Source organism: Paenibacillus swuensis (assembly GCF_001644605.1).
GTDB classification, from domain to species: domain Bacteria; phylum Bacillota; class Bacilli; order Paenibacillales; family DY6; genus Paenibacillus_N; species Paenibacillus_N swuensis.
Genome location: NZ_CP011388.1, coordinates 582501 through 603215 on the forward strand (window position 1 = coordinate 582501; position 20715 = coordinate 603215).

Here is a 20715-nt window from a genome sequence, read left to right on the forward strand (position 1 = left end):
TATCCCGAAACTTCAGCATCAACCAACGAATAACTATAGATCAGACCGCCCGCGGACAGTTCATAGTATTCTACAACTGCTCTACATCCCCGCAAGGTATTGCCATGGTAAGTGACAGTAAACCTCACCCTCTCCTTAGACTCTTTCTCTATATGTAGAGATGCCTTCAGATCGGTACACCTTGAAAAATAAAAAACTTCTCCTTCAGGCAGGCTCCACCCAGGTCCCATCGTTGCGTGGACGCGGCCAAGATCTGAATTGATTTCGTAGTACTCTCCCGCTGACAACGGCGTTGAAAGTGCCAGCTCCGTTGGAAATCCAGCCCGGTGAAGCCTGCCAAGACCTGTAGCGTCGTATGCAAGATTGGCTAATGAATCGATCTGAACCGAATACCCGCCCGCATTGGCTATAATCATGTGGAAATCGTCCGGAGCGCGCCACACATATCCCCCCGTCTCCGCAGGACATGCATATTCCTCTATATCTTCTTGAGCGAACCAATAAGCCATCCCGATAAACGCACCAAACGTAATCATATATTTATCATAATACCCGTAAGGTTCTGTGCCGTGTTTGCTTTCAATAGGAAAGCGGTTTTTAAGGTGTCTGGGCGGTTCCATATCCAACCACCTCACGACAGACTCTACCGCAAGACTGGCCGCTCGCTTAAACTTACGCGCGCGAACATGATCTCCATAAGAGAAGAATCTTTTGGCTTCATATTCAGCGTTGGCCGCAATTAACGCCTCATTAAACAGAAACTGACTGCTTCTACCCCCATAAGGGAATTCATAAGCTGCCGATTGGGCGTACAACGTTACATTCCCGCCCAGTCTTAATAAATGATCCAACTGGTTCGCATATGGGCCTTTGTAACCGAACTCAAGCAACATTTGAACATGACAACGGGTTGTAATGTCATACAGCATCGGGCATCCGGGGTCCCTGTACATACCGGTCTCCGTGTCAAAATGTTGTATTTGGGCAGGCCAATGTTCCGCAAAATAATCTTTCGTATCCGTCAGTCCCCATTGCTCCCTGAGAAATTCACCTATCATATTATAGATATTTATATTATGGAGCTTTTTCTTGGAAGCTTCATCTTTTGCAACATTCCTGTAATTCACATAGGGATCAAGTTGTATGAGGAGACGGTCCCATTGATGCAACTCCACATCACCTAGTAATGAAGCATCTTTCATAATAAACAGCGAAAACATCATTTCTTTTATAGCAAAATCAGCCATATCATCGGGACGGGGTTGTACGATTTCATGGCAACATTCAGTCATCATCTGTTTCCAAAGCGATAGTAAATGCAGCCTGCGACCGCCGTGCAGCAAACAGGACAACACCGTTGTAAGACGTGAATAAGCATGAAGGTCCAACTCGCGTAAACCGTCCGCAGATTTCCTTCCCCGAATCTGTTCCAGGGTATAAGCATCGAAAGCCTTCTCCATTAGATCAAGATATTTGACTCGAATAGGTACATTATTTTCCTCAGTCATTGAAGGCTCCCTCCATAAATTCATGGCGTTCTCTCTTATTATATGGCCGATTTTGCGCATACACCATAAACGATAATTCTTTTGCCTTAACAAAAGTTAGATTTGGTATTAAGATGGAGGACAATACGTTCACAAGGGGAGAACCATGCATATTATAAGTGCCACGTTGTATGAGGAGAATGAAGGATGGGGTCACGCTTCTTTTGTCCAGGATTATGATTTGTTGCTTCTGGTGACGGGGGGAGAGCTGATTTATACGATAAATGGTGACTCGCATCATCTTTCGGCAGGTCATGTGCTTTTGCTGCCCCATGGAACACGAAGAGAAGGCGCCGGGGTTCGTTCTAAATCTCACCGTAAAATGGCTGTCCGATTTCAACAAAATGACGCCTCTTCCGACCTGCCGATGATCGCCATGCGGAAGCCGATTGTTTATCCGACTGCCAAGTTAAGCTTTTGGAATGATCGAATGTATACCCTTCTTAAACACTGGAGCGAGAAACAACCGTATTACCCCTTACTCTGCACCAGCATCCTCAATGAGCTCCTCGTCACCGTATATAATGAACATCATACCCATACCCATACCGTTAAACCGTACCTTCGAATGGTCAGAGAATACATAACAACTCATTTTAACAGTCCCTTGGATATTGGTTTTTTGGCACAATTGGCGGATAAGAAGAAGTCTTATCTCATTACCAGTTTTCGCAACCACTATGGGGAGCCCCCTATAGCATATATGCATCAATTGCGGATTGCCGAGGCTGAGAAACTATTGATTTCAACGAATGCGTCGATTGAGTCGATTGCGGATCAGTTAGGGTATTGTGATGCTTCTTACTTTAATCGGATGTTCCGCCAACGAGTCGGTTTAAGTCCGGCCAAGTACAGGTTGCAGCATAAATAGAATAAAAAAAAAGCCAACCCGGTTAAGAACCGAATTGGCTTTCTTCTATAACAATGCTATTTACTAACCCGCGCTTCCGAAGAAAGCATAACGTAATACAACCAGAATTGCCAGAACCCACATCAACCAGTGTACCTTATACTGACCTTTACCGCTGATGCTCGCTACCGATGCCAGAATCACGTAAGCCACGATCCCGAACGAAATTCCGTTAGCAATGTTATAAGTGAAAGGCATGAAGATGATCGTCAGGAACGCCGGAATCGCAACAACGTAATCTGTAAAGTCGATCTCTTTAATCGCTTGAAGCATGAGCAAACCTACAATGATCAGGGCCGCTGCCGTTGCGGAGCCCGGAATGATTGCCGCCAATGGCGCAAGGAACAGGGAAAGCAAGAACAGCGTTCCTGTTGTAACGGATGTAAGTCCTGTACGTCCGCCCTCAGCAATACCTGCGGAGCTTTCAACATAAGCGGTAATTGTGCTTGTCCCTAACAGCGCCCCGCCGGAAACACCGATTGCATCCACCATCATCGCTTTACCTACACGCTTATTGCCTTCTTCTTTGTTCTTCATCATGCCCGAACGGTTAGCCGTACCTACCAATGTACCGAATGTGTCAAACAACTCTACAAAGGTAAACGTTGCGATAACCGAGATAATACCTGCCGTCATCACACCCTCGAAGTCGAAATCCGCAAAGTTCAACTGTGTGAAGTCCGGAACCCAAGGCGTCATCTCCGTGGAGATTGGATTAATGTGACCCATTAACGCCGCAACGACTGTTGTTCCAAGAATACCGAACAGAATCGCTCCGCGTACTTTCAGAACCATCAGGATGGAAATCAGTACCAAGCCGATTAACGCCAGTTGAACATCTTTATTATGAAGATCTCCCATATGAAACACCGTTTCAAAATATAACAGATCCGTAAATTTGCCCTGCTCGATATCCTTCGTTGATTCAACCGCAACGGTCAGAAGTCCGCTGTTCTTGATTCCGATCATGGTAATGAAAAGACCGATACCCACCGTAATCGCATGCTTCAAGCTGTCCGGGATCGCGACAAGCATCGTTTGACGGAACTTGGTAACCGTCAGTAGAATGAAGATAATACCTGAAATAAAGACAGCGGTTAGAGCCATCTCAAATGTGAAAGTACCTTGTGAACCTAAGATAACTGCCGCAAAGTAAGCATTAAGACCCATACCCGGAGCCAAGGCTACCGGAAAATTCACGAACAAGCCCATAGCAATGGTCATAATTCCCGCCGCAATGGCCGTTGCCAAGAAGACAGGATACCACTCTACTCCTGTTGCTCCCGATCCGAATGCGCTCAGAATGTTGGGATTGACCGTAAGGATATAAGCCATAGCCATAAACGTGGTCAAACCTGCCATAATTTCCGTTCTTACGTTCGTACCGTGTTCTTTGAGTTTAAAGAAACGATCCATTGTTTTCTGTTCCCCCTGTAAAATAAATATATTGAAAACGCAAAAAACCGGAGTGCACTATATTGCTCTCAGGTTCCGAATAGATGGAAGCTTAAAACCGCGCACAAATAAGATGCACAACAGTATAAGACTTCCCCAATCGTAGCCAGATCATTACGGTGACCTTGTAGAAACTCCCGAGCCAATTCCCAGGATTATACGAAAGCTTTATGCAGTTATGAAGACCTATTTATCATAGTGCCGGTGTCGTATTTTGTCAACCTAAAATAACGAAATATGAGCATAGGAAAAGCAATTAATGTTCGTCTTTAGGTACTATTTGGAAGGAGGATTCTGTTGAAGATTCAAAGATTGCTAGGCATTACCATGCTGTTGCTCAGCCGCAAGAGAGTAGGCGCTCAAGAACTGGCTCACCGGTTTGAGGTCTCGCTGCGTACCATATACAGAGATATTGAGGGTATTAATGCTGCCGGTATCCCTATTGCCTCGTTTGCGGGGAGTGATGGCGGATACGAGATTATGGACGAGTTTCGTATAGAGAGACAGCTTGTCACCTACGATGATCTGTCGTTCATTGTAACGGCATTGAAAGGGATGCAGTCTACATTGCAGGACCAGCACATGGACCATTTGCTGGCTAAGATCAGCGCGCTGTTCGACAAATCCGACCGACAACGTTTGGAGGAGGAGGGAGAACAGCTGATGATCGGCGTGAACCCGTGGATGAGTGCGGTTGGGGATCAGGACAAGCTGGCCACGCTTCGGTTGGCCGCCCGGAACCGGAATGTGGCTTGGATTACCTATACAAGTTCGGAAGGAGTAACAGAGCAGCGAGCCGTAGAACCAATTGGGCTTGCCTGGAAAGGAAGCGCTTGGTATCTATACGCTTACTGCAGACTCCGAACGGATTGTCGAACGTTCAAGCTGTCCCGCATTCGTCACCTTCAGGTCGATATGGAAGTATTCCCGCGCCGAAAGGAGCGTTTGGAAGACCTCGATGCCAAGTGGGGGCAGAGGGAGCGCTCCTGCATCACCATGGTACTCCGCTTTCATCCGAGAGTCCGTGTTCGGGTTGAGGAATATTTTGGCCAGGAGCAAATTACGGTGGAGGAAGATGGATGGCTGCTTGTAAGATCGGAGCATCCTGAAGACGCATGGCTCCATGGGATGCTGCTTAGTTACGGACCGGATGTACATGTCCTGGAGCCGGAAACCCTGGCCGAGGAAATCAGCGGTCAAGCCAAACGTGTTGTTGAGCTGTACAAATAATTTTGAATAACTTGATATTTTCTGCTGACAACATGCTGTCAGTGGTTACATTGCATACTATACTTGTTGGACGAGTTTAGTGTTCATTGAATAACCAAGGAGGAATGATGATGTACACATCAGTGCAAAATTTTATTGCGGATTATACTTACGAGGCGGAGGGCACCCAGAAACTGCTGAATCTCTTGACTGACGAATCTCTTAAGCAAGAAGTGTTACCCGGTTATCGGACGCTTGGAAGATTGGCCTGGCATATCGTCACTACCGTTCCGGAGATGCTTCACAGAACAGGTCTGAAATTCGATGCGCCCTACATGGAATCCGATTCGCCGACGTCTGCTGCCGAAATCGCATCTACCTACCGGACGGCCGTTTCATCCATGCTGGAAGCCATTCGCACCCAATGGACGGAGGAGAACTTGCTGGAGGAAGTTAATCTGTATGGGGATTTGTGGAAGAACGGATTCACCCTGGATGTATTCCTGAAGCATGAAATTCACCACAGGGGCCAATTGACGATTCTGATGCGCCAAGCGGGTCTGACGATTCCGGGCATTTACGGCCCTTCCAAAGAAGAGTGGGCCGCGATGGGCATGGACGCTCCGGTTGTTTGACCGGGAGACCTCGAAAGAGGTCTTTTTTTGTTGCGGTCTATCCGTTAACTTATTTAAGAGTGGATACGTATTTCTTTAATGTTTCCCTGAACTTGACTAACTCTTCTTTGTGATTAACATTTAAAGTTACTTTTGGACCATAGCGATCGGAAACATAGTAAACCTTATCGATCAGAGGGATTAACGCTGTGATTTTTTTGAGTAGAGTCTGGTATTTAGTTCCGTCAGCTTCAGTAAACTGTTTATTTTCTATATAGCTTTGTTGCATATTTTCACTTATGGTCTTCAGGTCTTTAGTTATAGGGGTTAACAATTGCGTATTCACCGAACGTCCTACAGTATCCGAATAAGCTTCAATGACAGACAGTTTAGTATGAATCTCACGGATATGCTCAATCGTCAACGTGCCTGTTTCATTCTCAAGTATAGAGTCATAAGTACTCCTAACCATGAATAGGGAATGTCCCGCTATGCTTTCGACTGTCATTTTCATTCCATGATCTACTTTATAACGGTAGTTATTAAACATATTGGTCAGACCAATGAACAACACAATCATTAGCACGACTATGATTACTCGATTTTTCTTATCCTTATTTGTTAACGTTAGCAAGCTTGTCAAAAAATCGCCTCCTGAAATAAAAATACTCCCTTTCATCTTAACAGATAAAAGAGAGTATGATTACACTACCTATTCCCACTCAATCGTAGCCGGCGGCTTCGACGTTACGTCGTACACGATGCGGTTCACGTTGTCCACTTCATTGACGATGCGTACGGAAATCTTCTCAAGCACATCCCAAGGGATGCGCGCCCAGTCGGCGGTCATGCCGTCGATGGACGTTACCGCGCGGATACCTACGGTGTAGGAATACGTTCTTGCGTCGCCCATGACACCTACGCTCTTCATGTTCGGAAGCGCGGTGAAATATTGCCAGATCTCGCGGTCCAGTCCGGCTTTCGCGATCTCTTCACGCAGGATGTAATCCGAATCGCGAACAATCGTTAACTTCTCCTCCGTCACTTCGCCCAGTACGCGAATCGCTAGACCGGGACCCGGGAAAGGCTGACGCCATACGATTTCGGCAGGTAATCCGCACTCTTCGCCGACTTTGCGCACTTCGTCCTTGAACAGAGTTTTCAAAGGCTCCACCAGTTTAAACTTCATATCTTCAGGCAATCCGCCAACGTTATGATGTGATTTAATGGTTTGCGCTGTAGCGGTGCCGCTTTCCACGATATCCGTGTACAGGGTCCCTTGCGCCAGGAAATCGAAGTCATCGAACTGCGTAGACTCTTCTTCAAATACGCGAATGAATTCCGTACCGATAATTTTCCGTTTATGCTCGGGATCATCAACACCCTGAAGCTTACCTAGGAAGCGTTCCTGGGCATCGATTTTGACCACTTTCATATCAAATTTACCGACGAAGGTTTCCATGACGCTCTCGGCTTCGCCTTTGCGCAACAAACCATGGTCGATAAACATACATGTGAGTTGATCACCGATCGCTTTATGGATCAAGATCGCTACAACCGATGAATCCACACCGCCGCTTAACGCGCACAGCACTTTACGGTCGCCGACTTCCTCGCGGATTTCACGAATCGTGTCATCGATGAAAGTTTCCATAGACCAGTTGCCTTCACAGCCGCAAATCCGGTAAAGGAAGTTATGAATCATTTCGTTCCCTTGCACGGAGTGACGAACTTCAGGATGGAACTGCACCGCGAACATGTTCTTCTCCGGATGACTCATCGCCGCAATCGGGGCATGCTCGGTGGACGCGTCTACGACAAATCCCGCAGGAGGCTCAACCACCAAGTCCGAGTGACTCATCCACACGGTTTGTACCTTCTCCAGGCCATGAACCAGATGAGATGCATCTGTAAAGGAAACTTCCGCTTTGCCGTACTCGCGTTTACCCGCGCGTTCCACTTTACCCGATAACTGGTGAGACATCAGCTGCATTCCGTAGCAAATACCGAAAATCGGTATGCCCAGATCATACACGGCCGGATCCACCAAAGGTGAATTTTCTTCGTACACACTGGCAGGTCCGCCTGAGAAAATAATTCCTTTAGGATTTAATTCTTTTAATTTCTCCGCAGTTGTATTGAAAGGCAACAGTTCACTGTATACGCCCATATCCCGAATCCGGCGAGCAATCAGCTGATTGTACTGTCCCCCGAAATCCATAACGACGATCATTTCATTTGGCTTGTCCATCGGAGTCTCCTTCGTAACATTACTTGTTCTCTAATTTAATTGTTAATTATATAAAAGCCTGACGGACCCCGTCAAGGAACAGTTCTGAAGTAAGGACTCAACAGAAATTAATATGCTCTACATATTGGATAATTATGTTTATATCGAAGCAAACAAAGAATCCCCGTTCAAAATACTAAGAACTTCTGTCAGCGGAACATAAAGGCGGCCATCTTTCAGAATTCCATCCGTCGGACCTTCCCAGACCGAATCTGCTGAGTCTAGGGTATAACGCATTTCTTGTTCCCCATAATGCCAACTCACCTCATCGGTATCGGAGTTCCAAGTCAGATTGCCTTCCGTTTCGTTGGCTATAGATCGCAGCGCAACGAAGGCTTGTTCATTCTGATAGATCACCTCGGATTTCGGGAAACGAACCGATGCATCCCGCCACTTCGTCTCTAGATATCCTTTTGCCGGAGGTGCCGCCTGAATTTTTTCACGGACCGATACAGCGAGGTTGGGACCCTGGCTTTCTTTTTTCACTATGGGAGCAAAAGAACTCTCTCTGAGGAATTCCGCATACGACGTCGTCCGCTTCCACTTCGTCTGGGGACCAACCGCAAACACCACGGGCTTTACTTGTTCCGTCATGGCCGCGAAGTGATATCCCTTCTCTTTCAACATCTTGATAATGGCGGGGAGTGCCTTTACCGATTCCTCATGGCCTGTCCCGTCATGCATCAGCACTACCGCTTCATGCCCGAACTTGCTGGAGCGCACAGCTTCCACAATCTCGGATGCAGGCACATTGCGCCGTTTGGCATCCCGGCTGTCGATATTCCAGTCATGCACCTGATAACCTGCCTGGTCCATAAAGTAGAAATAGAAAGCATCGAAGTTCCGATACGTGCCGCCAGGTGCGCGCACCAGCTTCGGCGCCTCGCCTACCGCTTTCACAAAGGCGCGTTCCGTCCTTTGAATCTGCTCCCAGAACGCCGCGAAATCTCCATATATATCACTATATTCATGGTCATAGGTGTGGTTTCCAAGCGCGTGACCTTCCTTTAGCACACGACGCACATAGTCCGGATGCGCTTGGACCGCTTCGCCTAATTGAAAGAAAGTAGCCTTCACATCCTCGGCCGCCAGAATGTCCAGCACTTGCGGCGTCAATGCGCTTGGACCGTCATCAAAGGTCAGATACACCGTCTTTTGCTCCGGAACAACATAGGATTGCTCCTTCAGAATTCGTTCCCCGCGCGCTAACTGCTTGTATAATTCCTCACCCGACGCAACCGTTCTCCGCTGTTCCGCACGGACGCTGTCTTTCATAGCCGACAAAGCGATTACTCCTATACATCCAATCCACAGCAAAATTCGCAAAACGAAACCCGCAACCCCTGCCGCGCGCTGTAACTTCCGCAACCATCCGTTCCCGTCCATTCATCCATCCTCCGTTAATCGCTAAAGTCGTTTTACTAGAGGATATGGAAGAATCACAATAAATATACTATTGCATCTCTCATGCCAAAAGAAAAACCTCTCAGAGTCCGCTCTGAAAGGTTTAGTAGATGTGAATTTACAAGGCTTGAACAGCTTCCAATACATCGGCAATATGGTTCTTAATCTTCACCTTGCGCCATGCTTTTACTAGATTTCCTTCGGCGTCTATGAGGAAGGTAGAGCGCTCCACACCCATGTACTCCCGGCCATATAGCTTCTTTAGCGTCCATACGCCGTAAAGTTCACAAACCGCGTGATCCGCATCCGATAACAAAGGAAACGGCAGATCATATTTGGCGATAAACTTTCCGTGCGCCTTCAAATCATCCGGGGAGATGCCAATGACCTCGGTGTTGTGCTTACGAAACTGACCGTTAAAGTCTCTGAAATCACAGGATTCCTGCGTACAAGTCGGGGTGTTGTCTTTGGGATAAAAGTAAAGCACCACATGCTTGCCTCGGTAGTCACTCAGTTTAATGTCCGCCCCGGTAGAAGACGGCAATGTAAAATCCGGAACGGGCTGACCCGCTTCAAGCGGAGTCTGGGTTTGGGACATGCTGATTCACCTCTTATGTTATCATTTCGTTTCCAATTATGAACCTGCACCGCGGTAACGTTTCACACCGTATTTCCAGACCGTCAGACCGATCCATAGAAATACCAGTCCTACCACAGGCGTCAACAACGAGAAGCCGCGGGACACCTCTTTGTGAAGGAAGAACGCAGCCGGGTAAATGCCGACAAAAGCAAACGGCAGAATCCAAGTAAGCAAGATCCGAATCGCTTTATTATAGATGGTGACCGGGTAACGGCCGTAGTTCTGGATATTCCACATCAGGGGCAAAATACCGGTCGGCGCGTCCGAGAAGAACGCGATGGCCGTCAAAGCCGTATAAATGCCCATATAGATCATAGATGCCCCCAACACCATCACGATAAACACGAGAGGATCATACCACATCATCTGCAGATCCATCTGTGTCCATGCCCACCCCATGATGATCAGCCCCATCAGGGAACCGACCAGCGAAGGAGGGTCCATGTTCTCCAGCGTCACTTGAAACAGATTGTGAGCAGGACGGGTTAACACCCGGTCAAATTCGCCTTTCACGATGTATTTCTCGCTAAAACCCCACAGGTTAAAGAAACATGAGAATATGCCGTAAGGCACCATGAAAAATCCGTAAATGAAAATAATTTCTTCCTGCGTCCAGCCGCCCAAGAGCGTTGTGTGCGTAAATACAATCAGGATAAAGAATAAGTTCATCCCTTGAAACATCAGATCGGCGAGCAACTCCACCGCTAAATCCGCGCGATAAGTCAACTTGGTTTTTACATAGTTTTTGAAATATTCACTGAATAATTGAACGTAAAACATCTCTCGTTACCCCCCTTGCACGAACAGGCGCTGTCTGGCCGTACGCCATGTCAGACCGATCGGAATAATCAGCACCGCGAACCAGATAACCTGGATGCCCAGAACCTGCAGCGCGGCTGTACCGACCGTCTTGCCCGTGAACACAGAGCCCGGCAAATACGTGATGGCTTGAAACGGCAACCACTCCATCAGCGGCTTGAACCACCCCGGGAAGAACGAGATCGGGACAATTAAACCCGAGAATAAATCGACAATGACCCGCTTCATGCGCATCATGCCTTCATTATTCTCCACGAAGAAGGCGAACAATCCTGTAAGAATGTTAATTTGTGAATTAATCAGAAAACTGAAGAACAACATGACTAAGAAGATCGCCCAAGTGGCCGGGTCCGTCGGCAGCCGCACCGGAAACAGGAGCGTCACGAGCGCCATGCCCGGTATCATGAACAACAGGAAGCGGAAGAGGCCTTCGCCGAGTCCTTGCATCATTTTGACCAAAAGATAGTTGTACGGCCGGATGAACTGAATAGCCACGCTCCCGTCCCGGATATCATTCGCGATTTCCCGGTCCAGGTTGTTAAAGTAGAAAGCGCGGGCCATCCAGGATACAGCCACGTAAGTGGTCATCTGCCCCACAGACAGGCCGCCGAGCTGCTCCTGCGTTCCGTATATGGCTTTCCACAAGAAATAGTAGGCGCCGATATTAATGGCATAAATTAAAATACCGGAATAATAATTAACCCTGTACGCCAGCATCATCAGAAACCGGATCCGGATAAAGTCGGTATAGGCGCTAAGCATGAATCGTCTCACCCGCCGTACCTGTTCGGTAAATTTCGCGTACGATGTCGTCGGTATTGGTTTCAATGATCTTGATATCGCGAATATCGGTTGAACCTACGACACGGCTTAGCACATCGGATACATTCACTTCCAGCGGAATCCACACTTTGGCTGTAACTTCATTCTCCGGAGACCATTCCACGTTCAAGCCCGCAGTTAATAGTCTTAATTTCTCCAGCTCGTAATGCCCCGCGAATTGGAACTGAACTTCTTTCCCCTTGCCCCACTTCGCCTTCATATCGTCCAGTCCGCCGTCATAAATAATCTGACCGTCATCCAACATGATGACGCGGGAGCATAAAGCTTCGATATCTTGTAAATCATGGGTGGTAAGCAGAATTGTGGTTTCATAGCGTTGGTTCAGAGATTTCAGGAATTCCCGGATTTCTGTCTTCACCACAATGTCCAAGCCGATGGTAGGCTCATCCAGAAACAGAATGGCCGGATTATGAATAAGCGAAGCCGCCAGCTCGCAACGCATCCGCTGTCCAAGACTTAGCTTGCGAACCGGCCTGTTCAACAGTTCCTGAAGCTGCAGACGTTCCACAAGCTCGTCCAACCGGAGCTTAAACTCCCGTTCTCCCACACGATACACTTTACGCAGGAGGTTGAATGACTCAATCACGCCGATATCCCACCACAGCTGACTGCGCTGCCCGAAGACGACGCCGATATTCTGCACAAACTTCTCTCTGTCCTGATGAGGCACGAACCCGTTTACCCGGACGTCTCCCGAGGTAGGCACCAGAATGCCTGTAAGCATCTTGATCGTTGTGGACTTCCCGGCGCCGTTCTCGCCGATATACCCGCATATTTCCCCCTTCGGAATTTGGAATGAAATATCTTTCACCGCGGAGACATGCGTGTATTCCCGTTTGAATAAATCTTTAAGAGCGCCTGAGACACCCTCCCGATTTTTCTGAATCTGAAAGTCTTTTCTTAACTCGCGCACATCTATTGCATGCAACATTTGCAGAATCCTCCATCTTTCGACATATATTGTTTATCTTTTGTGGAAAAAAATTGCTCGTCCCCGTATAATAAGTGGGTATATGCATTTTACAGGTATCATTCGTGAACATCAAGGAAGGGAAGATACACTATGCGCAGAACGATCAAGTGGGGAGTTTCCATCCTATCCCTCATTATTATAGCTTTTGTGGCCTATTACGGGTATGGATTGTATAATGCTGCAGACAAGTTCAGTAAAGACCCGGATACATCCCGTTTCGGAGACTTTATACCTGTGAAGGAGCAGGAGCCGCCGAAATGGGAAGGCCAGGAGCGCGTGAACATTCTGATTCTCGGCGGGGATGAAAGAGGCTTGCGCGCAAACGAAACGCCTCGCTCGGACTCCATGATGGTCGCTTCCCTGGACCCGGTGACGAAGAAGGGCTTCATCTTCTCGATTCTGCGGGATACTTACGTTGACATTCCGGAACATCGGGATAATCGGGTGAATGTCGCGTTAACGCTGGGCGGTCCGGAGCTTGCGATGAAGACGGTCAGTGACTATTTGGGCATTCCCATTCAATACTACTTGTATACCGATTTCCAAGGCTTTATCGCATTGGTGGATTCCATCGGCGGGATTGATCTGGATGTGGAGAAAGATATGCATTATGTGGACGCTGCGGATGACCATGTTTACGATATTGATTTAAAGAAAGGCCTTCAACACTTGGACGGCAAAAAATCCCTTCAATACGTTCGCTTCCGCCACGATGCGCAATCCGATTTCACTCGTACGGAACGGCAACGTAAATTCCTGAAGGCTGTCGCCGATAAGATGCAAACGACGACATCGCTGATGAAGCTGCCGGATATTATGAGCGATATCGCACCGTATGTTGAGACGAATCTGTCGGTAACCGATATGCTCAAGCTGGGACGGCTGGGCTATGAGAGCAAGGCTTCCGGTGTGGAAACCGTGCAGATCCCGCCGTCAGAGCTTATCTATGATGACCGTGTAGGCGGCGCTTCCGTCTTACGGGCCGATGAGGACAAACTGCGCGATTATGTGCAGGAGCTGTTCGAAGCCGCACAGACGCCACCGGAGACGGAGCCCGCTGTGATGGGCGGCAATGACGGTGTGGACATCGTGGACACGGTGGGAACTTTGGCAGAGTAGGCACGGTAGAATGGTCAAAAAAAAAAGCAATCTCGCTGCGAGCGGGATTGCTTTTTTCGTATTCTATGAGTGATGCACACGGGCGAATTTCGTCGCCGCCACCATATTGCGCAAGGATGCAATCGTTTCACCGGCTCCGCGGGTTTTCAAACCGCAGTCCGGATTAATCCAGAACAAGCCTGGATCCAGCACACGTAAAGCGCGGTCAATCATGCTTGTCATTTCTTCCACGGCCGGCACCCTCGGACTGTGGATATCATATACGCCTAATCCGATACCCAACGGGTAGGTGTTCGATTCGAAGCTATGAATCAGTTCGCCATGGCTGCGGGAAGATTCGATCGAAATAACATCGGCATCCATCGATTCGATCGAGTTCATCATGTCATGGAATTCGCAATAGCACATATGCGTGTGTATTTGCGTGGAAGGCTGCACTGTGCAGGTGGTCATCCGGAAAGCTTTCACCGCCCAAGTCAGATACTCGGCTTGATCCTTCTCCTTCAACGGCAGCCCTTCGCGAACCGCCGGCTCGTCAACCTGAATCATGCCGATACCCGAGCGCTCCAACGCTTCCACTTCCTGCCTCAAAGCATAAGCCAACTGATAAGCAATCTGTTCCCGCGGCAGATCTTCACGGGTAAAAGACCAATTCATAATCGTAATCGGTCCGGTCAGCATCCCTTTCACCGGCCTTTGCGTCAAAGATTGCGCATACCTCGTTTCTTCAACGGTCATGCTCTCCGTAAAGGCCACATCTCCGTAAATAATAGGCGGCTTTACACAACGGGAACCATAGGATTGGACCCAGCCGTTCTGCGTAAACGCGAAGCCCTCAAGCTTCTCGCCAAAAAACTCAACCATATCCGTCCGCTCAAACTCCCCGTGAACGAGCACATCCAGTCCGATGTCTTCCTGCTCCCGAATCCATTCTCCAATCTGCTCACGGATGAAGTGATTGTACCGGTCAGGAGACCACTCTCCTTTACGCCACAACAAGCGGGCTTTACGTACTTCAGCTGTTTGAGGGAAACTGCCGATTGTCGTGGTCGGAAGAAACGGCAGCTGCCATGTATCCCGTTGAATCGCATGGCGTTCTGAGAAAGGCAGACTTCGCACGAGAGGTTGCTTTAATATGCCTTTCACCGCCTGATGGATGTCGGCTCGATTCCGTTCGTCGGACAGTTGAATAGCCTTATGCGCTTGTTGACTTCTATCCATATGCTCACTAGTTAATGTGTCACTGTCGGCGGAAGCGGCCTTTGTCAGAAGGACAAGCTCGTCCAGCTTTTCGTCCGCAAAAGCCAGTGCGTTCTTGAGATGAGAACCAAGCTTAGCTTCATGGTCTACGGTCACGGGAACATGAAGTAAACTGCAGGACGATTGGATGATCAGGCTATCCTCTGAAACGTAACGGCTGATCTCATCGATGATTGCCTTCTTATCGTGAAGCGATGCCTTCCAAATGCTGCGTCCGTCGATGATGCCTGCGCCAAGTATTTTGCCTGTGGGAAAACCGTGAACTTGTAGCGCCTTCATATTTCCGGCATACCCGTGAACGAAGTCCAGCCCGATCCCTTGAACAGGTAACGCGACGATGTCGGAGTAATGTTCCAAGGACTCAAAGTACGTCTGCAGCATCACGTTCAAGTTTGGAGCGGAAGCCGTAAGCGTCTCATAAATTCGCTTGAGCCTCGTCAAGTCGTCTTCGTCCAGCTTCGTTACGAGAATCGGCTCGTCCACTTGTACCCACTGCGCGCCTTCCGCGGACAATTCCTGAAGAACCCGCACATAAAGCGGGAGCAGCCGGTTAAGCCAGGAATCGATCTCGGAGGGATTGTATCCCTTGGACAACTTCAAGAAGGTTAACGGACCCAGGATGACCGGTTTACCCTCGATGCCAAGCTTCTCCTTGGCTTCACGGTAAGCGATCAAAGGTTTATTCTCTGTAAGCAGAGGCGATGTCCCGTTCAATTCCGGCACGATATAGTGATAGTTCGTGTTAAACCACTTCGTCATTTCACTAGCGGCCGCATCCTGCGTTCCACGGGCGATTCCGTAATAGACGGACAGGGGGACCGCTCCGCCCTGATATGAAAACCGCTCGGGGACAATCCCGAACATCGCCGCTGTATCCAGCACATGATCGTAATAGGAGAAGTCATTGACAGGAATGAAATCCACTCCCTTCTCCTGCTGTTTACGCAAGTGTCCCAACCGAATGTCCTGCATCTGTTGTTGAAATTCATGTTCTTCAATCCGGCCCGACCAGAACGCCTCAAGCGCCTTCTTCCACTCCCGGTTCTCCCCGATCCGCGGATAGCCTAACACACTGCTTCTAACCATCTTGTATACCCCTCTTCGAATGATTTTGATAAAAAAGGTAGTTGTTACAAGAAAGATATCACGGAATGCCGGCTATAATGTAAATCCATTAACCTATATCTGATTATAGCTTCAGACTATACCAAAGCGGGATGCAAAACCTGATGAAGCTCCTCAATATACGCCAGACCCAGCTTGGAAAGCGAGGCATTGCGATGGGAAATCCACCCGACATGAATCGTTTCATTGCAATCCAGAGGAACCGGAATAATCTCATTGCCATTCAGATCCGCGCTTAGCACCCCTGTGGAAATCGTGTACCCGTTCACGCCGATGAGCAGGTTAAACAGCGTCGCCCGGTCGTTGACACGAATGCTTTTCCGATGGGTTAATGTGCTGAGAATTTCCTCCGAAAAATGAAAGGAATTGAAGTCTCCTTGGTCAAAAGAGAGATAAGGATAATCCTCGAGCTGCTCGATGGTCACCACGGATTGCTTCGCGAGCGGATTGCGGATGCTGATGAATATATGCGGTTTGGCCGTAAATAAGGGGGTGAATTGCAGATTCTCGGTGCGCAGCAGCTTGTTGATTACTTTCTCATTAAACTCATTCAGGTAGAGGATGCCGATTTCACTGCGTAAACTTTTGACATCCTCAATGATTTCGTAGGTCTTCGTCTCCCGCAATGCAAACTCATATTCGTCTTGGCCGTGATCCCGCACCAAATTTACAAAGGCGTTCACCGCGAACGCATAATGTTGTGTAGATACGGAAAAATGCTGCGCTGAGGGCTTGGCATTAAGGTAACGGCTTTCCAGCAGCTCTGCCTGTTCGACGACCTGACGCGCGTAGCTTAGAAATTCCACACCCTCCTTGGAGAGCGAAATCCCTTTATTCGTGCGGTCAAAAATCGTAATGCGCAGCTCCACTTCCAGATCCTTGATGGAGTTGGACAGACTGGGTTGGGAAATAAACAGCCGCTTGGATGCCTCGTTGATGGATCCTCTGTTCGCGACCTCGATCACATATTTGAGCTGTTGCAGCGTCATTGGATATCCCCCTTTGGCGATCTAAATTAACTGTTTTATTAAATACAACAACAATTCATCATCCACCCTTACTGTCTCTCCCGGTCGGACTGCATTATTTCCATACATCAGCCCCTCACCATCCAAGACATAACCTCTTTGACCGTACATTCTTTGCGCATTGCCGTAATCTTTATAAAGCCCTACACCTAGCCCAACATAACTTGAATTCTCTGCCGCAATACCTTCTAATCTATCAAAAAGTGCTGATGCTATTCGTTTATTTCTGTACTGGGGAAACACGTTTAAATCGTTAATCTCGGGAATTTCCCTTGATACAAAATGAGGATACTTCGATATGTAAAGTAAATGACAGCAACCTGCCAGAATTCCGTCATAATAAGCTAATAGGGTTACTCTTGTGCCATTCTGATTTTCTTCTAGGCAACTCTCGTGATACCTGCTTTGCGTGAACCATGGATAATATTTTGCAAATTCCGTATTCAACATCTTTACTTCATTCATCTCTGAAAGTTGCTTTATAGAAATTCTCTCATTCATGAAGGCACTCTCCTTATATGAAGTGACTAAAATGCACCTCATTATAGCATTTTTTGCTAATTGGTATGGCGCGGTGGGAGAGGACTGTTCTTTTTGATACAATGAAATACAGCAGGTCAGAGGAAGGATGTTGTCACAATGATTCGCACGCAATCGGAAAAACTGTATTCACAGGCATTGGAACATATCGTCGGCGGGGTTAATTCCCCTTCCCGTTCCTTCAAGGCGGTGGGCGGCGGCGCCCCCGTCTTTATGAAACGCGCCCAAGGCGCCCACTTCTGGGACGTGGACGACAACAAATACATTGATTATCTCGCCGCTTACGGGCCGATTATTACAGGACACGCGCATCCGCATGTTACGGAAGCGATCGTGCGCGCGGCGCAGAACGGGACGTTGTACGGCACGCCGACGGAACTCGAAGTCGTGTTCGCGCGGATGCTGAAGGACGCCGTCCCGTCCATGGACAAGGTCCGCTTCGTCAACTCCGGCACGGAGGCCGTCATGACCACAATCCGCGTGGCCCGCGCCTATACGAAGCGGCACAAGATCATCAAGTTTGCCGGGTGTTACCACGGCCACTCGGACCTGGTGCTCGTCGCCGCGGGCTCCGGCCCGTCCACGCTGGGCATCCCCGACTCCGCGGGGATCCCGCCAAGCATCGCCCAGGAGGTCATTACGGTGCCCTTCAATGACCTGGACGCGCTCCGCGAAGCGCTTGAGCGCTGGGGCGACGACATTGCCGCGGTGATGGTCGAGCCGATCGTCGGCAACTTCGGCATGGTCATGCCCCACGTCGGTTACCTCGAGGGGCTGTGCCGGCTGGCGCGTGATAACGGCTCACTTGTCATCTACGATGAAGTGATCAGCGCGTTCCGCTTCCATTACGGCACAACGCAAACCTATGCCGCGGCGTTCAGCGATTTCGCCGCGATCGAGCCGGATCTTACCGCGCTCGGCAAGATCATCGGCGGCGGACTGCCGATCGGCGCTTACGGCGGCAAGAAGCACGTGATGGAGCAAGTGGCGCCGCTCGGCCCCGCGTACCAAGCAGGCACGATGGCCGGCAACCCGGCCTCCATCTCGGCGGGCATCGCCTGCCTGGAGGTGCTGGGGCATCCGGGCGTGTACGACGCGATGGAAGCGTTGGCCGCGCGGTTGGCCGGCGGCATCGCGGAGTCTGCGCGCCGGCATGATGTGCCGCTGACGGTCAACCGCATCGGCGGCGCGTTCTCGACGCACTTCTGCGCAGGCAGCGTCACGAACTACGAGGAAGCGCAGGCTTCCGACGGGGAGCAGTTCGCCCGCTTCTTCCGGGCGATGCTGGAGCGGGGCGTGTGCCTCGCCCCGTCGAAGTATGAGGCGTGGTTCCTGACCACGGCGCATACGGATGCGGACATTGATTACACGCTGGAAGCGGCGGATCAGGCGTTTGCTTCGATGCGAGGATAACAAAAAAAAGCGAGTCTCCGGGTTTGTTTAAACTTCGGGACTCGCTTTTCTAGTTAAACTCTGCCTATTCGACTAGGCTTTCACCGTGAAATTCTGGGTATCCCCTTGCACGCTTCTTTCACGTACGGCATCCTTTGGAACGGAGGCGCGCACAATACGGCTCATCTGGTACATTCGTTCGGCAAACGCGCTAATTCGGGTCTCTTTCTCACCGGCAACTGTAGTATAGAACGTATCGTTGACCGGCTTTAGCCATTTATCAGGAATATTGCGGTATCCGGCCATGACGCCTGCCAAACAACCTGCGGTTGCTCCCGCACTGTCACAGTCCCATCCCTGCATAACCTGTGTGCATATTATTTTTTCGAAATCAACGTGTCCATACGAATCGACCCCATGAACCAAGGAATTGACGACAGAACAGCTTTCGTTAAATGTGCCGTTAAAGCCAAGATATCCCCATTTTTGATCAATTCTGTCGTACACTTTATGCCAATCCTTCTCTTCTATGGACCATTCCAAAGCCTCTCTCATACAAGCTGCATACCGGGAATGCCGCGGTAATTGATTGATGCCTGCTTGCACGACCTTAACCGGGTCTTGTTCATGAAATGCTGCGGCAAGGGAAGCCGCAACCCACATTTCGGCGTACAAGCCTGTCTTGGCATGCGTAAGGCGCCCGTCCCGCCAGGCCATATCTGCCGCCAATGCCATCCTTCCGGGATTCACAAGACCGAAGGAATCCCCCCGAATCATCGCGCCGATCAACTCCTCGCCGTCGTTAAACAAAGCTACAAATTGATCCCATTCCTTCCCTACAGGCAAACTGTTGTAATGGTTCCACCATAAATTGGTTAATAGGCAGTATCGCGTATGCTCCGGCCCCCAGTTCCAGCCGTAAGGGATATTCTCCTTCCACAATGAGGCCATATCTTGTGTCCGAAATGCCGCGCCGTATTGCTCCAGCACTTTTAATCCCAACACCATATAGTTCAAATCATCGTCAGCCTGCACATGGGTCACGAAACCCTTCGTACTTTCCATGCAATCACGGCGTACCGGGCTTACTTGACTAGGGCTATAGGCAGGGACGAAATCCCGCAACGGCCATGCGTCAACCCCTTCCAGGTAAGAGCGGATGTCCTTTAAAGTCCAGCCCATCTCCAATGGCTTGCCTAGAATGCACCCCAACATTTTTCCATATACGCCGCCATAGATCTTATCCCGTATTTCCATCTCATTAATATAAAGTGTTGCTTCGTCCTCTCGGTTCAGCGGTCGTTCCTCCCGGATTTCTTCCAGATGGTTTGGTTCATGATATGGAAAGTCTCCGCGCATCGGTACGTCGATGATTGAATTTCCAAATTCGAGTAATGCATCGTAACTGTCGGGTATTTGGTCAAGCTTCTCCTGCAAGCCTAGTATTTCATGACCTTGGGTTTCAAGCATGGAGATTCGATTGGAGCATGTTTTGCGAAGCTCAGAATATGGGATTAACAATAGTAACGCCTCCTATGAAATATATA

At 49.1% G+C, this 20715-nt stretch carries 18 protein-coding genes and 1 riboswitch (1 of these 19 cut by a window edge); of the genes, 5 read left to right on the forward strand and 13 right to left on the reverse strand.

Annotated features, from left to right (window positions below):
• A protein-coding gene (locus tag SY83_RS02560) for a hypothetical protein (protein WP_068603972.1) crosses the window boundary here: on the reverse strand, positions 1–1508 show its 5' portion. Its footprint begins 232 nt before the window's first position; 1508 of the gene's 1740 nt are visible here — the first part of the coding sequence; the start codon lies at positions 1506–1508; its stop codon lies off the left edge, out of view.
• A gap of 145 nt (positions 1509–1653) precedes the next feature.
• On the opposite strand from SY83_RS02560, the gene SY83_RS02565 reads away from it, so the two are divergent.
• Positions 1654–2418, forward strand: coding sequence for a helix-turn-helix transcriptional regulator (locus SY83_RS02565; protein WP_068603974.1), 765 nt, complete (start codon positions 1654–1656; stop codon positions 2416–2418).
• Positions 2419–2481: 63 nt separating this feature from the next.
• Here SY83_RS02565 and SY83_RS02570 read toward each other — a convergent pair whose 3' ends face one another.
• Positions 2482–3873, reverse strand: a complete 1392-nt coding sequence (locus SY83_RS02570) for an NCS2 family permease (protein WP_068603976.1) — start codon at positions 3871–3873, stop codon at positions 2482–2484.
• A gap of 122 nt (positions 3874–3995) precedes the next feature.
• Positions 3996–4095: riboswitch (purine riboswitch) on the reverse strand.
• A 114-nt stretch (positions 4096–4209) separates the two neighbouring features.
• Between SY83_RS02570 and SY83_RS02575 the strand changes: the two genes are divergently transcribed.
• Entirely contained in the window at positions 4210–5142 is a 933-nt protein-coding gene (locus SY83_RS02575; protein ID WP_068603977.1) for a helix-turn-helix transcriptional regulator, read from the forward strand.
• 110 nt (positions 5143–5252) lie between these two features.
• The gene (locus SY83_RS02580) at positions 5253–5756 is read left to right on the forward strand and encodes a DinB family protein (RefSeq protein WP_068603978.1); all 504 of its coding nucleotides are present in this window, start codon (positions 5253–5255) and stop codon (positions 5754–5756) included.
• Positions 5757–5805: 49 nt separating this feature from the next.
• Here the strand turns inward: SY83_RS02580 and SY83_RS02585 are convergent, their stop codons facing one another.
• The 7 genes from SY83_RS02585 to SY83_RS02615 all read right to left on the reverse strand — a co-directional run bounded on the left by SY83_RS02585 (position 5806) and on the right by SY83_RS02615 (position 12659).
• Positions 5806–6378, reverse strand: a complete 573-nt coding sequence (locus tag SY83_RS02585; protein WP_068603980.1) for a hypothetical protein — start codon at positions 6376–6378, stop codon at positions 5806–5808.
• Between the two features lie 69 nt (positions 6379–6447).
• Positions 6448–7986 carry a glutamine-hydrolyzing GMP synthase gene (gene guaA / locus SY83_RS02590; protein ID WP_068603983.1) on the reverse strand — a complete coding sequence of 513 codons (1539 nt, stop codon included), beginning with the start codon at positions 7984–7986 and terminating at the stop codon, positions 6448–6450.
• 138 nt (positions 7987–8124) lie between these two features.
• Positions 8125–9411 carry a polysaccharide deacetylase family protein gene (locus tag SY83_RS02595; protein WP_068603985.1) on the reverse strand — a complete coding sequence of 429 codons (1287 nt, stop codon included), beginning with the start codon at positions 9409–9411 and terminating at the stop codon, positions 8125–8127.
• 136 nt (positions 9412–9547) lie between these two features.
• Positions 9548–10027, reverse strand: a complete 480-nt coding sequence (gene bcp, locus SY83_RS02600) for a thioredoxin-dependent thiol peroxidase (RefSeq protein ID WP_068603987.1) — start codon at positions 10025–10027, stop codon at positions 9548–9550.
• Positions 10028–10063: 36 nt separating this feature from the next.
• Complete coding sequence (locus SY83_RS02605; protein ID WP_068603988.1) at positions 10064–10849, reverse strand: ABC transporter permease; 786 nt, start codon at positions 10847–10849, stop codon at positions 10064–10066.
• A gap of 6 nt (positions 10850–10855) precedes the next feature.
• On the reverse strand, positions 10856–11650 hold the full coding sequence (locus SY83_RS02610; protein WP_068603990.1) for an ABC transporter permease: 795 nt from the start codon (positions 11648–11650) through the stop codon (positions 10856–10858).
• Positions 11643–12659: an ABC transporter ATP-binding protein gene (locus SY83_RS02615; RefSeq protein ID WP_068610791.1), complete on the reverse strand. Its 1017-nt coding sequence runs from the start codon at positions 12657–12659 to the stop codon at positions 11643–11645. The genes SY83_RS02610 and SY83_RS02615 overlap by 8 nt, the downstream gene beginning before the upstream one ends.
• Positions 12660–12794: 135 nt before the next feature.
• Here SY83_RS02615 and SY83_RS02620 point away from each other — a divergent pair, with 135 nt between their 5' ends.
• Complete coding sequence (locus tag SY83_RS02620; RefSeq protein ID WP_068603992.1) at positions 12795–13823, forward strand: LCP family protein; 1029 nt, start codon at positions 12795–12797, stop codon at positions 13821–13823.
• 63 nt (positions 13824–13886) lie between these two features.
• Here SY83_RS02620 and metE read toward each other — a convergent pair whose 3' ends face one another.
• The 3 genes from metE to SY83_RS02635 all read right to left on the reverse strand — a co-directional run bounded on the left by metE (position 13887) and on the right by SY83_RS02635 (position 17737).
• Positions 13887–16169 carry a 5-methyltetrahydropteroyltriglutamate--homocysteine S-methyltransferase gene (metE, locus tag SY83_RS02625; RefSeq protein ID WP_068603994.1) on the reverse strand — a complete coding sequence of 761 codons (2283 nt, stop codon included), beginning with the start codon at positions 16167–16169 and terminating at the stop codon, positions 13887–13889.
• A 116-nt stretch (positions 16170–16285) separates the two neighbouring features.
• Positions 16286–17197 carry a LysR family transcriptional regulator gene (locus SY83_RS02630; RefSeq protein WP_068603996.1) on the reverse strand — a complete coding sequence of 304 codons (912 nt, stop codon included), beginning with the start codon at positions 17195–17197 and terminating at the stop codon, positions 16286–16288.
• A 21-nt stretch (positions 17198–17218) separates the two neighbouring features.
• Positions 17219–17737, reverse strand: a complete 519-nt coding sequence (locus SY83_RS02635) for a GNAT family N-acetyltransferase (protein ID WP_068603998.1) — start codon at positions 17735–17737, stop codon at positions 17219–17221.
• Between the two features lie 138 nt (positions 17738–17875).
• Here SY83_RS02635 and SY83_RS02640 point away from each other — a divergent pair, with 138 nt between their 5' ends.
• The gene (locus SY83_RS02640) at positions 17876–19189 is read left to right on the forward strand and encodes a glutamate-1-semialdehyde 2,1-aminomutase (protein WP_068604000.1); all 1314 of its coding nucleotides are present in this window, start codon (positions 17876–17878) and stop codon (positions 19187–19189) included.
• A gap of 72 nt (positions 19190–19261) precedes the next feature.
• Here the strand turns inward: SY83_RS02640 and SY83_RS02645 are convergent, their stop codons facing one another.
• Positions 19262–20689 (reverse strand): ADP-ribosylglycohydrolase family protein, encoded by a 1428-nt coding sequence (locus SY83_RS02645; protein ID WP_068604001.1) that lies wholly within the window; start codon positions 20687–20689, stop codon positions 19262–19264.
• Positions 20690–20715 lie beyond the last annotated feature (26 nt).

Bases quoted from the DNA above. Each gene is read 5' to 3' on its own strand.
- SY83_RS02565 (WP_068603974.1), top strand. From the start codon at position 1,654: ATGCATATTATAAGTGCCACGTTGTATGAGGAGAATGAAGGATGGGGT.
- bcp (WP_068603987.1), bottom strand. From the start codon at position 10,027: ATGTCCCAAACCCAGACTCCGCTTGAAGCGGGTCAGCCCGTTCCGGAT.
- SY83_RS02640 (WP_068604000.1), top strand. From the start codon at position 17,876: ATGATTCGCACGCAATCGGAAAAACTGTATTCACAGGCATTGGAACAT.
- SY83_RS02635 (WP_068603998.1), bottom strand. From the start codon at position 17,737: ATGAATGAGAGAATTTCTATAAAGCAACTTTCAGAGATGAATGAAGTA.
- SY83_RS02620 (WP_068603992.1), top strand. From the start codon at position 12,795: ATGCGCAGAACGATCAAGTGGGGAGTTTCCATCCTATCCCTCATTATT.
- metE (WP_068603994.1), bottom strand. From the start codon at position 16,169: ATGGTTAGAAGCAGTGTGTTAGGCTATCCGCGGATCGGGGAGAACCGG.
- SY83_RS02610 (WP_068603990.1), bottom strand. From the start codon at position 11,650: ATGCTTAGCGCCTATACCGACTTTATCCGGATCCGGTTTCTGATGATG.
- guaA (WP_068603983.1), bottom strand. From the start codon at position 7,986: ATGGACAAGCCAAATGAAATGATCGTCGTTATGGATTTCGGGGGACAG.
- SY83_RS02595 (WP_068603985.1), bottom strand. From the start codon at position 9,411: ATGGACGGGAACGGATGGTTGCGGAAGTTACAGCGCGCGGCAGGGGTT.
- SY83_RS02605 (WP_068603988.1), bottom strand. From the start codon at position 10,849: ATGTTTTACGTTCAATTATTCAGTGAATATTTCAAAAACTATGTAAAA.
- SY83_RS02580 (WP_068603978.1), top strand. From the start codon at position 5,253: ATGTACACATCAGTGCAAAATTTTATTGCGGATTATACTTACGAGGCG.
- SY83_RS02570 (WP_068603976.1), bottom strand. From the start codon at position 3,873: ATGGATCGTTTCTTTAAACTCAAAGAACACGGTACGAACGTAAGAACG.
- SY83_RS02630 (WP_068603996.1), bottom strand. From the start codon at position 17,197: ATGACGCTGCAACAGCTCAAATATGTGATCGAGGTCGCGAACAGAGGA.